The sequence below is a fragment of the Enterobacter cloacae complex sp. 677-3DZ2D5B genome (assembly GCF_004136695.1).
GTDB lineage: Bacteria > Pseudomonadota > Gammaproteobacteria > Enterobacterales > Enterobacteriaceae > Enterobacter > Enterobacter hormaechei_C.
This window is the reverse complement of sequence record NZ_QFLS01000010.1, coordinates 196766-208799: the sequence shown is the minus strand read 5'-3', so window position 1 is coordinate 208799 and position 12034 is coordinate 196766. Positions and strand designations below refer to the sequence as shown.

Below are 12034 nucleotides of genomic sequence, written 5' to 3'. Positions count from 1 at the left end.
GTGGCGACACTCTTTATTGCGGATCTACATCTGCAAACAGAAGAACCGGCGATAACCGCCGGTTTTCTGCGTTTTTTACGCGGTGAAGCGAAAAACGCCGACGCGCTGTACATTCTGGGCGACCTGTTTGAGGCCTGGATTGGCGACGACGATCCGAACCCGCTGCACCGTGAGATGGCTGCGGCCATTAAAACGCTGGTGGATTCCGGCGTCCCCTGCTATTTCATTCACGGCAACCGTGATTTCCTGATCGGCCAGCGCTACGCCCGCGAGAGCGGCATGACGCTGCTGCCGGAAGAGCAGGTGCTAAACCTCTATGGCCGCAATATTCTGATCATGCACGGCGACACGCTCTGCACTGACGATACCGGCTACCTGGCGTTTCGCGCCAAAGTTCACACCCCGTGGATCCAGAAAGTGTTCCTCGCCCTGCCGCTGTTTATTCGCAACCGCATCGCCGCCAGAATGCGCGCGGGCAGCAAGGCCGCCAACAGCAGCAAATCGATGACCATCATGGACGTCAACCCGCAGGCGGTGGTGAAGGTGATGGAGAAGCATCGCGTTCAGTGGCTGATCCATGGCCATACCCATCGTCCCGATGTTCATTCCCTTATCGCCAACGGCGAGCCCGCCCATCGCGTGGTTTTAGGGGCCTGGCACAGCGAAGGATCGATGGTCAAAGTCACGCCGGAAGGTGTTGAACTGATCGCCTTCCCGTTTTAACCCTCCCCGTCTTTTCGCCCATTTCCCGACCACGCAACCGTTTTCCTTGCCGGTATTACATGCTATTCTCTGTGCCCTCGAAAGCAGTGTGTTCCGCACCACAGGAGTTTTAAGACGCATGTCTTCCCGCAATAATCCGGCGCGTGTCGCCATCGTGATGGGGTCCAAAAGCGACTGGGCTACCATGCAGTTCGCCGCCGAAATCTTTGAAATCCTGAATGTTCCGCACCACGTCGTAGTGGTTTCCGCGCACCGTACGCCGGATAAACTGTTCAGCTTCGCCGAAAGCGCCGAAGAGAACGGTTACGAGGTGATCATTGCCGGTGCGGGCGGCGCAGCACATCTGCCGGGCATGATTGCCGCCAAAACGCTGGTGCCGGTACTGGGTGTTCCTGTGCAAAGCGCCGCGTTAAGCGGGGTTGATAGCCTTTACTCTATCGTCCAGATGCCGCGCGGTATTCCTGTCGGTACGCTGGCGATTGGTAAAGCGGGTGCGGCAAATGCCGCCCTGCTGGCCGCGCAGATCCTGGCGACGCATGATAAAGAGTTACATCAGCGTCTGGCGGAGTGGCGTAAAGCCCAGACCGACGAGGTGCTGGATAACCCGGATCCGCGGGGTGCAGCATGAAGCAGGTTTGCGTTCTTGGTAATGGTCAGCTTGGCCGGATGCTGCGTCAGGCCGGTGAGCCGCTGGGTATTGCCGTCTGGCCCGTCGGGCTGGATGCCGAGCCGGAAGCCGTGCCGTTCCACCAGAGCGTGATCACCGCCGAAATTGAACGCTGGCCGGAAACCGCCCTGACCCGCGAGCTGGCGCGCCATAACGCCTTTGTAAACCGCGACGTGTTTCCGATCATTGCCGACCGCCTGACGCAAAAGCAGCTGTTCGACAAGCTCGGCCTCGCGACCGCGCCGTGGCAGCTGCTTTCCGATAAGCGCGAGTGGGATGACGTTTTTGCGATGCTGGGAGACCTGGCGATTGTGAAGCGTCGCGTCGGCGGCTACGACGGCCGCGGGCAGTGGCGCCTGCGCGCGAACGACACCGCCGAGCTGCCGGATGACTGCTACGGCGAGTGCATCGTTGAGCAGGGCATTAACTTTAGCGGTGAAGTGTCGCTGGTTGGCGCGCGCGGGCATGACGGGCACACCGTTTTTTACCCGCTAACGCATAACCTGCATCAGGACGGGATTCTGCGCACCAGCGTCGCCTTCCCGCAGGCCAATGCTGACCAGCAGGCGCAGGCGGAAGAAATGCTCTCTGCCATCATGCATGAGCTGGGCTATGTGGGCGTAATGGCGATGGAGTGTTTCGTCACGCCGTCGGGTCTGCTGATCAACGAACTTGCGCCGCGCGTGCACAACAGCGGTCACTGGACGCAAAACGGCGCCTCCATCAGCCAGTTCGAGCTGCACCTGCGCGCCATCACTGACCTGCCGCTGCCGCAGCCGGTGGTGACCAGCCCGTCGGTGATGATCAACCTGATCGGCACCGATCTGAACTACAACTGGCTGAAGCTGCCGCTGGTGCACCTGCACTGGTACGACAAAGAGGTACGTCCGGGGCGTAAGGTCGGCCACCTGAACCTGAACGATACTGACACGGACCGCCTGAGCGCTACGCTGGAAGCGATTGTTCCCCTGCTGCCGCCAGAATACGCGAGCGGCATTGTCTGGGCGCAGTCAAAACTGAAGTAAGTATCCCCCGCCGGGGAGTTGACCTTCCCCTTCCCCGGCGTACAATTCCCGCCCATTGCTGCTCAGTTTTCTTCTGGAATCACCATGAACGATGGAACGGACTATCGCGCGATCCTCGCGTCCGATACCCCTTTAATCGACGTTCGCGCGCCGATCGAATTTGCCCAGGGTGCGATGCCCGCCGCACTCAACCTGCCCTTAATGAACGACGACGAGCGTGCCGCCGTCGGCACCTGCTATAAACGCCAGGGTCCGGACGCCGCGCTGGCGCTCGGCCATAGCCTGGTCAACGGCGAGACGCGAGAGGTGCGCATCAACGCCTGGCGGGAAGCCAGCCTGGCCCATCCTGAGGGCTACCTTTGCTGCGCGCGCGGTGGCCAGCGCTCACACATCTCCCAGGCCTGGCTGAAAGAGGCGGGAATCGATTATCCGCTGATCCGCGGCGGCTATAAGGCCCTGCGTCAGACGGCGATTCAGGTGACCATTGAGCAGTCACAAAAACCGATGGTGCTTATCGGCGGCTGTACCGGAAACGGTAAAACGCTGCTGGTTAAGCAGCATGCGCAGGGCATCGATCTGGAAGGGCTGGCGCACCATCGCGGCTCATCATTTGGTCGCACGCTCACCCCGCAGCTTTCCCAGGCCAGTTTTGAAAATCACCTTGCCGTCGAACTGCTAAAAAAAGACGCCGCGCGCTGGGTGCTGGAAGATGAAGGCCGGATGATTGGCTCTAACCACCTGCCGGAATGCCTGCGCGACCGCATGGTTGACGCCCCTGTCGTTGTCGTCGAAGACCCCTTTGAAGTCCGCCTGGAGCGCCTGCGCGAAGAGTATTTCGACCATATGTGGGCCGATTTTTCTGCTGCCTACGGCGAGAAAGCGGGCTGGAAAGCGTATAGCGAATATCTGCATCACGGCCTGTACGCCATTCGTCGCCGTCTGGGGCTGCAACGCTTCGCGGAATTTACCGCCCTGCTGGATGCCGCGCTTGTCGAGCAACAGCGTACTGGCAGCACTGACGCGCACTTCAGCTGGCTTGTGCCGCTGCTGAAGGATTATTACGACCCGATGTACGGCTATCAGCTGGAGAAAAAGGCGGAGAAGATTGTGTATCGCGGGACGTACGAAGAAATTGCTGAGTGGCTCGATCGCTGAAAAATAAAGCCGGGTGGCGAGGTAAAAGCAAAACGGCAACCTGGGTTGCCGTTTTTAATGTTTTTTCCCTCTGCCCGTGGGAGAGGGTCAGGGTGAGGGCATCAGGCCGCACCCTACATGACAACTTAGAAGTCGTAACGCAGACGCACCAGGTTCATGTCGCCCAGGTTGTCGGTGCTGGAGGTGAACACGTGTTCGTAATCCACGCGGAAACCGTAATCCAGCTGGAAGCTGATACCCACACCGTTGTCGATGCGCTGGTAGTTACGGCCATTCACGTACTCGATACGGTCGCCCATGAAGTACGGCTGGATGGATTTCACCGCATACTGACCAACAGGGAACTTGTAACCCGCAAAGTATTCAATACCCCATGCATCACCGGCGAAGTAGTCGTTAACGGACACTTTTTTGGTGGTCAGGAAGTTTTGATACCAGCCGCCGCCTGCGGAGAAGGTCCAGTTATCCGGCGTCCAGCTCAGGGCGGTACCAAGGATGTTCTGGTCGTAGGATTTGCTGTCGCCGTTGTCCGGGTTACGCATGTCCGCGCGGGTGTAGTTCCACGCTGCGCCCCAGGTCAGATCGGTGGTCAGGTGATAATCGATACCCAGTGAACCGCCGCCTTTACGCTTGTAGCGCAGGCCGTTGCCCGGCAGGTATTCGCTGTCTTCAAACAGGTAAGAGGCGTAGATGTCAGCATCGCCCACGGTTTTCTTGTACTTCAGCATCTGGCGTGAACGGTAAGAGCCGTCGTAGTCGCCATTAATCCCGTTACCTGGCGCCTGACCAATCATGTCGTAGTCCCAGATATCGGTTTTTGCGCCCACCACGTCATAGTACACGCTGTTCTGCTGGCCGAAGGTCAGCGTACCCCAGGTGTCGCTCTTCAGACCGGTGTAGAGCATACGGCGTGAAGTATCGTGCGCGCCGTCGGCGTAGTGGTTATCCCAGTTAAACTGCGCCGGAATGTTCACACCCAGCTCGTAGTAAGTGATCCAGCTGATGTCATCGAACAGGTAGTAGTCTGCCGCGAAACGGAAGCGGGTACCGCCGTCAAAGCCGTTGCGCTTGTAGCCGTTTTTGCCGTCATCGCCGGTCATGTTCTGGAACTGAGGACGAATACTACCGCCAACGGTGAAGTTCAGGCGGCTCAGCGGGTTACCCGCCTGCGGATCCTGTTTCAGAAGAGTGATTTCCGCCTGGGATGCGAAAGAAGCCAATGCCACTGCTGCGCCGATCGTTGTCGCCAGCGCTGTTTTTCTTATAGTCATTCTTTTTCCTTGATAGACACGCTACTAAATATTTAGCTGGTGAATATTAACCGGAAAAATTCGGGCTGTGTGGGCGGGTTTTTAATGTTTTGTGCTACTAAATGCAGGGACATTAACGATTTGTGCCGTTAAGCAATGACGCACCAGCAGAAATGCCGGTGCGTCATCATCACGTCAGTAAACTAGCTGACAAACTGGCGGAATAGCGCTTTACCTTTCAACAGCCGGGATCCGAGCCAGCCGCCGCACAGGGACAGCAGCACGGCGCCGCAGACGGGCAGCGTGAGCCACAGCCGCCAGTCGGGCTCCCACGGGAAGTCGAAGACTTTGCTCTGGAGTACCGCCAGCGCCGTTTCCGCCCCGATGGCCGCCACCAGGCCCGCCACCAGCCCGAGCAGGGCAAATTCGCTCCACAGCGTGGCGCGCAGCAGCCGTTTACTGGCCCCCAGCGTGCGGTAGACAACCAGCTCCTGATGACGCTGACGCATGCCGACCTGCACCTGCGCCAGCAGCAGCAATATGCCACAGATCGTCACCAGCACCACCATCACCTCCAGCGCGCGGCTTACCTGCTCCAGCACCTGCCCGACCTGTTTAAGGATCGCGCCGATATCCAGCAGGCTCACCGTCGGAAATTCCCGGTTAAGCTGCGTCAGCATGCCGTTGCCGTTTTCCCAGCGGAAGCTGGTGAGCCAGCTCTGGGGCTGTCCGTCCAGCGCACCCGGCGGGAAGATGAAGAAGAAGTTTGGCCGCAGGCTTTCCCAGTCCACTTTACGCAGGCTGGTAACTTTGGCGGTGAAATCCTGGGTATCACCGGTGAAGGTCACGCTGTCGCCGAGGTTCACGTTCAGGCGTGTCGCCAGCCCCTCCTCCATCGACACTTCCCCCGCTTTCGGCGGCCAGGTGCCAGCAACGATCGGGTTATGGTCCGGACGTTTCGCCTGCCAGGTCAGGTTGAGTTCGCGGTTGAGCGATTCATCCTTATTTCCCTCCGTCGACTGGCCGTTGATCTGCGTCAGTCGGGCGCGCACGATCGGATAGAACGACTCGGGAATAATGTGATGCTCGGACAGGAAGCCCTTCAGCGGCGTCACCTGCTCGGGCGCGATGTTGATCAGGAAATAGTTCGGGCTTTCTGGCGGAAGCTGCTGCTGCCAGCGATCCAGCAGATCCCCGCGCAGCACCAGCAGAAGCGCCAGCAGCATAAACGACAGCGAAAATGCCGAGAGCTGGCTGAGGGTAGACCACGGCTGGTGCAGCAGTCGGTTAACCGCTAACCGTATGGAAAGTGATTTAACTGTCAGCTTTCTCAGCACATTAAGCAGTATCCAGCCCACTACGCCGCACAGCAGCGCCAGCACCACCGCGCCCGCCAGCACCGCCCACAGCAGCGTACTGCCGCCCATCAGCCAGGCCAGCAGCCCGACCGCCACCGCAATAATCACCGGCAGGTAGAACTTCAGCGGCCAAACGCTGGCCACCACATCGCGGCGCAGCACGCGCAGCGGCTGGGTGGCGAGCAGCAGTCGGTACGGGCGTAACCCCACCAGCAGGGAGATCGTCGTCATCGCGCCGATTGCCCACAGCCACGGCCAGAGGCTGGCAGGCGGTAATGCGGCGGGCAGTACCGGTTTGAGCAGCACCATCAGAAGCTTTTCAAACAGTAGCCCTATCGCCCCGCCGGTCAGAGCCGACAGCGCCAGCACCATCAGCCACTGGCCGACAATCAGCTTGCGCAGTTGCGCGCGGCCCGCGCCGAGGGTTTTGAGGATCGCCACCAGATCGTAACGGCTGCGGCAGTAGTGCCCCATCGCCACGGCAACCGCCGCAATGGCAAGCAGCAGGGTTAACAGCGCCGACAGCAGCAGGAACTGCTGAGAACGCTCAAGAGATTTGCCGAGCGCCCCGTCATCCTGCTCCAGCCCGTACCAGCGGTGTTCCGGCTTGAGCTGCGGCAGGAGCCATTTTTCGTACGCCTCCAGCTGAGCTGGCGTTCCGCCAAACTTATACCGCCAGGTGACACGGCTTCCCGGCTGGACGACGTGGGTTTTCGCCACATCCGCGGTGTTCATCAGCAGGCGCGGCGCAAGCTGGAACGGATTAAATCCGGAGTCGGGCTCCTGCACCACTTCCCCGGCAATTTTGAGTGTCGCGTCGCCGACGTCGATACTGTCGCCGGGTTTCAGGTTCAACAGCGCCATCAGTCGCGATGCCAGCAGGACCGTACCGGCCGTCGGTTTTAGCCCCGGCGGGCTGGTTTGTAAATCACCGTACATCGGGTAGATGTCATCCACGGCTTTTACGCTGGCAAGCTGCGGCGTGTCGCCCGCAAAGGTCATGGTCTGAAAGGTGATCTGCTCCCCTACTTTCAGCCCCTCTGTGCGCGCTTCCTCAATCCAGCCCGGCGGCACGGGGCGAGAACTTTGCAGAGCCCGGTCCCCGGCCATAAATTCCCGACTCTGCTGGCTAAGCCCTTTCTCCATACGATCGCTGACGCTACCGAGCGCCAGCACGCAGGCCACCGCCAGGCTCAACGCCAGCCAGACAATCAGCAGCGAGGGCGAGCGCCACTCGCGCCAGAACCAGCGGGCAATCATGCTTCCTCCTGAAGAATACCGTTCACCAGCCGCAGGCGGCGGTCGCAGCGGGCGGCCAGCTGCGGGTCGTGGGTAACCAGAATCAGCGTGGTGCCGTGCTCGCGGTTGAGGGAAAACAGCAGATCGGCAATTTTGTCCCCGGTTTTACGGTCGAGATTGCCCGTTGGCTCATCGGCAAACAGCACTTCCGGGCGCCCGTTAAACGCCCTGGCCAGCGCCACGCGCTGCTGCTCACCGCCGGAAAGCTGTGCCGGAAGGTGGTCGAGACGTTTTCCCAGCCCCAGCTGTTCCAGCAACGCCTTCGCGTGATCGCGGCTTTCACGGGTATTTTCACCGCGCAGCAGGCCAGGTAGCTCAACGTTTTCCAGCGCGTTCAGCGTCGGGATCAGCATGAATGACTGAAAGACAAACCCGATATGCCGGGCTCGCAGCGCGGCGCGGGCCTCTTCATCAAGCGCGTGGAGGGGCTGGCTGACCAGGTTCACTTCCCCACTGCTGCCATCGTCCAGACCGGCGAGAATGGCCAGCAGCGTGGACTTACCGGAACCGGATTCACCAATCAGGGCGATGGTTTCGGCACGTTTGACAACGAGTTCAACTCCGGTGAGGATGGAAAGCTCGTGTTCCCCCTGACCGACGGACTTCTTAAGACGATGAACTTCAACAATGTTTTCCGCTGGCATTTGCCCTTCCTGTTTTTGATGCTGATGACCTTCCGCGCGGCGGCTGCGGACACGTTATTGATTCTGGGCGACAGCCTGAGCGCGGGCTATCGTATGGCCGCCAGTGCGGCCTGGCCCGCCCTGCTCAATGATAAATGGCAGTCCCGGGCCTCTGTCGTGAACGGCAGCATCAGCGGCGATACGTCGCAGCAAGGCTTATCGCGTCTGCCTGCCCTGCTTAAGCAGCATCAACCGCGTTGGGTGCTGGTCGAACTGGGCGGTAATGATGGTTTGCGCGGCTTCCAGCCTCAGCAAACGGAGCAAACGCTGCGGACCATTTTGCAGACCATTAAGGCCGCCAATGCCCAGCCGCTGCTGATGCAAATTCGCCTGCCCGCTAACTACGGCCGTCGGTATAATGAGGCGTTTAGCGCGATCTATCCTAAGCTTGCCAAAGAGTTTGATATTCCGCTGCTGCCATTTTTCATGGAAGAGGTCTATCTGAAACCCCAGTGGATGCAGGATGATGGCATTCACCCCAATCGCGATGCCCAGCCGTTTATTGCCGACTGGATGGCAACCCGGCTGGCTCCTTTAGTAAAACATGACTCGTCAAACAGCTGAGAACCTGACAGGTAAAGTTATGCAAAAATCGGTCTTAATAACAGGATGTTCCAGCGGAATTGGCCTTGAAAGCGCCCTTGAACTGAAACGTCAGGGGTTTTGGGTGCTGGCAGCCTGCCGCAAACCCGAGGATGTCGAACGCATGCGAGGACTGGGATTTACCGGCATTCTGCTGGATCTCGATTCGCCAGAGAGCGTAGAGCAGGCCGCCGATGAGGTTATCGCCCTGACCAACAACCGTCTTTACGGTCTGTTCAACAATGCGGGCTACGGCGTGTACGGCCCGCTACAGACTCTCTCACGGGAACAGCTGGAGCAGCAGTTCTCCGCAAACTTTTTCGGGGCGCATCAGCTTACCATGCGCCTTCTCCCGGCCATGCTGCCGCACGGCGAAGGGCGGATTGTCATGACCTCCTCGGTGATGGGCCTGATCTCCACGCCGGGCCGCGGGGCTTACGCTGCCAGTAAATATGCGCTTGAAGCCTGGTCCGATGCGTTGCGCATGGAGCTGCGCCACAGCGGTATTAAGGTCAGCCTGATTGAACCCGGCCCGATCCGCACCCGCTTTACGGAAAACGTTAACCAGACGCAGGCGGACAAACCGGTCGAAAATCCCGGCATCGCGGCGCGTTTTACGCTTGGGCCAGAAGCCGTCGTTGCCAAAGTGCGCCACGCGTTTGAGAGCGATACCCCTAAAATGCGCTATCCGGTCACGCTGGTGACCCATGCCGTCGGCTGGTTGAAACGCCTGCTGCCGGGGCGGATGATGGACAAAATTTTGCAGGGTTGAGTTGAAGCGACCACGCTTACCCCCATGTAAAGAGTAAACCGATAAAAGAGAATGCCGCATGTCCGTACAGAATATCGTCAACATAACTGAAGCTAACCTGCAACAGACGCTCGAACAGTCAATGACTAAACCGGTGCTGTTCTACTTCTGGTCTGAACGCAGCCAACACTGCCTGCAACTGACGCCGGTCCTGGAAAGCCTTGCCGCGCAGTACAATGGTCAGTTCATTCTGGCGAAGCTGGATTGTGACGCCGAACCGATGGTGGCTTCCCAGTTTGGCCTGCGTGCGATCCCAACCGTCTACCTGTTCCAGAACGGTCAGCCGGTGGATGGCTTCCAGGGGCCGCAGCCCGAAGAGGCGATCCGCGCCCTGCTGGATAAAGTCCTGCCGCGCGAAGAAGAGCTGAAAGCGCAGGAAGCCATGGCGCTAATGCAGGAAGGCAAGTACGACGAGGCGCTGCCGCTGTTAAAAGACGCCTGGCAGCTGTCGAACCAGAACAGCCAGATTGGTCTGCTGCTGGCAGAGACCCAGATTGCACTGCACCGCCCTGAAGACGCGGAAGCCGTGCTGAAAACGGTGCCGATGCAGGATCAGGATACCCGTTATCAGGGTCTGGTGGCGCAGATTGACCTGCTGAAACAGGCGGCGGATACCCCTGAAATTCAACAGCTTCAGCAGCAGGTTGCGGACAACCCGCAGGATGCCGCGCTGGCAAGCCAGCTGGCGCTTCAGCTTCATCAGGTGGGGCGTAACGAAGAGGCGCTGGAGCTGCTGTTTAGCCATCTTCAGAAGGACCTGGGCGCCGCAGACGGACAGGCGCGGAAGATGTTCCAGGAGATCCTGGCCGCGCTGGGTACCGGTGACGCGCTGGCGTCGAAATATCGTCGTCAGCTGTACGCGTTGCTCTACTAGCAAAAAAATGCCCGGTGGCGCTAACGCTTACCGGGCCTACAAAAGCAGATATTACCCCGTCTTTTTCAACTGCGTCACCACCAGCTGGTGGCGAGCGTTGTAAAACTTCCGATAGGTCAGGTAGCAGGCAATGATGGTGGACAGGCTCGCCGTAGAGAGCAGCATAAACGTCACCATAATCTGGTATTTAATGGCTTTTACCGGATCGATACCGGCAAAAATCAGCCCCGACATCATGCCCGGCAGGCTCACCAGACCCACCGTTTTGGCGGAATCCACCGTTGGGATTAGCGAAGAGCGAATGCTGTCGCGGATCAACCTCGCCGAGGCCACCTTCGGCGTCGCGCCAAGGCTTAGCTTCTCCTGAAGCTGCTGCTGTTCACTGCTGAACCGTTGCCCCAGATTGTTGTAGCACAACCCGACCGCCACCATCGCATTGCCCGCAATCATCCCGGAAATGGGGATCACCTGCATCGGCGTAAATTCTATCGAGCCGGAAAGCACCAGCACAGCCAGCGTTAACGCGGTCCCGGTAGTGATGGCGATCAACGACGAAATGAACGCTTTATCGATGTATTTACTGCGTTTCTGCGCGTTCCATGCCGCGTTAAAGCAGATAAACAGCACCATCAACAGGGTCAGCACGGCATGATTGACGTTGAAGATGTATTTCAGCACATAGCCGACGATGATGAGCTGAATGACCGCGCGGGCGATACTCCAAAGAATATCTTTTTCCAGCCCCAGCTTTTCCCGGTAGCTGACCACAATCGCCACCAGCACCAGGACCATTGACAGCGCCAGCGATTCGTTAGTTATGTTATGTTCACCCACGGTGAGCCTCCTCCATTTTCCCGCCCTGCGGCCTGAGCGTGATGACATCATCCGCATGGGTAATTTCATTTGAATCATGCGTCACCCACAGCACGGCAATATTCTGCTCCCGGGCGTAGCGATGGATAATGTCATTGACGTTGCGCTTGTTAGCGTCATCCAGCGCGCTGGTGATTTCGTCCAGCAACAGCGCCTTCGGCAAGAATTGCAGGTTACGGATCAGCGAGACGCGCTGCTTTTCCCCGCCCGACAGTTCGGCGATCGATTTGGTCAGCGTCTCCGGCGAAAGCCCGAACCGGGTCAGATCGTCGGTAAACTTTTTCGGATCAGGCGTTTGGTTGCGGATGTGCCAGGGGAAAACCAGATTGTCGTACACCGTGTCGCCAAACAGGGACGGCGTTTGCACGCAGTATGACACCTGCTGGCGATAGCTTTCCGGTGAAAGCGTGGCGATATCTTTTCCTGCAAACAGGATGGTTCCCTCCGTTGGGCTCAGTAGCGAAGCCACGATTTTCAGGAGGGTGCTTTTGCCGCAGCCGGAGGGACCGGTTATCAGTTTAAATTCGCCCGGAGAGAGACAAAAATCGACGTGCTGAAGGATGGTGTTATCACCCACACGAAAGCCAACATCCCTGATATCCAGAAGATTTTTTTTATTATTCATTCCGATTCCATTAACCGCTGTGATAAGAAGAGCCTTAAGCATAATCCTTTCCGCTACGCAGCGCGAATAGCCTTAACCTATAGCAAGTGTTAAACTTTTTGCCTGTTTA

At 58.6% G+C, this 12034-nt stretch carries 12 protein-coding genes; 7 read left to right on the top strand and 5 right to left on the bottom strand.

From position 1 onward, the window contains the following. From lpxH to mnmH, 4 genes are all read left to right on the top strand, one after another. Nucleotides 1–723, top strand: a complete 723-nt coding sequence (gene lpxH, locus DD597_RS16885) for a UDP-2,3-diacylglucosamine diphosphatase (protein WP_022650517.1) — start codon at nucleotides 1–3, stop codon at nucleotides 721–723. A 118-nt stretch (nucleotides 724–841) separates the two neighbouring features. After that, complete coding sequence (gene purE, locus DD597_RS16880; protein WP_129256416.1) at nucleotides 842–1351, top strand: 5-(carboxyamino)imidazole ribonucleotide mutase; 510 nt, start codon at nucleotides 842–844, stop codon at nucleotides 1349–1351. After that, entirely contained in the window at nucleotides 1348–2415 is a 1068-nt protein-coding gene (gene purK, locus DD597_RS16875; RefSeq protein WP_003858922.1) for a 5-(carboxyamino)imidazole ribonucleotide synthase, read from the top strand. Before purE ends, purK begins: the two co-directional genes overlap by 4 nt. Nucleotides 2416–2499: 84 nt before the next feature. Next, on the top strand, nucleotides 2500–3570 hold the full coding sequence (gene mnmH, locus DD597_RS16870) for a tRNA 2-selenouridine(34) synthase MnmH (RefSeq protein WP_129256415.1): 1071 nt from the start codon (nucleotides 2500–2502) through the stop codon (nucleotides 3568–3570). A gap of 125 nt (nucleotides 3571–3695) precedes the next feature. Here the strand turns inward: mnmH and DD597_RS16865 are convergent, their stop codons facing one another. From DD597_RS16865 to ybbA, 3 genes are all read right to left on the bottom strand, one after another. After that, nucleotides 3696–4841 carry a porin gene (locus DD597_RS16865; protein ID WP_022650515.1) on the bottom strand — a complete coding sequence of 382 codons (1146 nt, stop codon included), beginning with the start codon at nucleotides 4839–4841 and terminating at the stop codon, nucleotides 3696–3698. 182 nt (nucleotides 4842–5023) lie between these two features. Beyond that, nucleotides 5024–7438, bottom strand: coding sequence for a putative ABC transporter permease subunit YbbP (ybbP, locus tag DD597_RS16860; protein WP_048241268.1), 2415 nt, complete (start codon nucleotides 7436–7438; stop codon nucleotides 5024–5026). Next, entirely contained in the window at nucleotides 7435–8121 is a 687-nt protein-coding gene (gene ybbA, locus DD597_RS16855; RefSeq protein WP_129256414.1) for a putative ABC transporter ATP-binding protein YbbA, read from the bottom strand. The genes ybbP and ybbA overlap by 4 nt, the downstream gene beginning before the upstream one ends. Between ybbA and tesA the strand changes: the two genes are divergently transcribed. From tesA to DD597_RS16840, 3 genes are read left to right on the top strand one after another with little or no spacing between them, the layout of a single operon-like run. Continuing rightward, nucleotides 8092–8724: a multifunctional acyl-CoA thioesterase I/protease I/lysophospholipase L1 gene (gene tesA / locus DD597_RS16850; protein ID WP_003858933.1), complete on the top strand. Its 633-nt coding sequence runs from the start codon at nucleotides 8092–8094 to the stop codon at nucleotides 8722–8724. The two genes, ybbA and tesA, sit on opposite strands and share 30 nt — an antisense overlap. After that, nucleotides 8705–9514, top strand: a complete 810-nt coding sequence (locus DD597_RS16845) for an SDR family oxidoreductase (RefSeq protein WP_006809829.1) — start codon at nucleotides 8705–8707, stop codon at nucleotides 9512–9514. The genes tesA and DD597_RS16845 overlap by 20 nt, the downstream gene beginning before the upstream one ends. A gap of 58 nt (nucleotides 9515–9572) precedes the next feature. Further along, nucleotides 9573–10427: a co-chaperone YbbN gene (locus tag DD597_RS16840; RefSeq protein WP_003858935.1), complete on the top strand. Its 855-nt coding sequence runs from the start codon at nucleotides 9573–9575 to the stop codon at nucleotides 10425–10427. Between the two features lie 51 nt (nucleotides 10428–10478). Here DD597_RS16840 and fetB read toward each other — a convergent pair whose 3' ends face one another. Both fetB and fetA read right to left on the bottom strand, forming a co-directional pair. Beyond that, complete coding sequence (fetB, locus tag DD597_RS16835; RefSeq protein WP_017383223.1) at nucleotides 10479–11261, bottom strand: iron export ABC transporter permease subunit FetB; 783 nt, start codon at nucleotides 11259–11261, stop codon at nucleotides 10479–10481. Continuing rightward, nucleotides 11254–11925 (bottom strand): iron ABC transporter ATP-binding protein FetA, encoded by a 672-nt coding sequence (gene fetA, locus DD597_RS16830; RefSeq protein ID WP_015571235.1) that lies wholly within the window; start codon nucleotides 11923–11925, stop codon nucleotides 11254–11256. The genes fetB and fetA overlap by 8 nt, the downstream gene beginning before the upstream one ends. Between the last annotated feature and the right edge of the window lie 109 nt (nucleotides 11926–12034).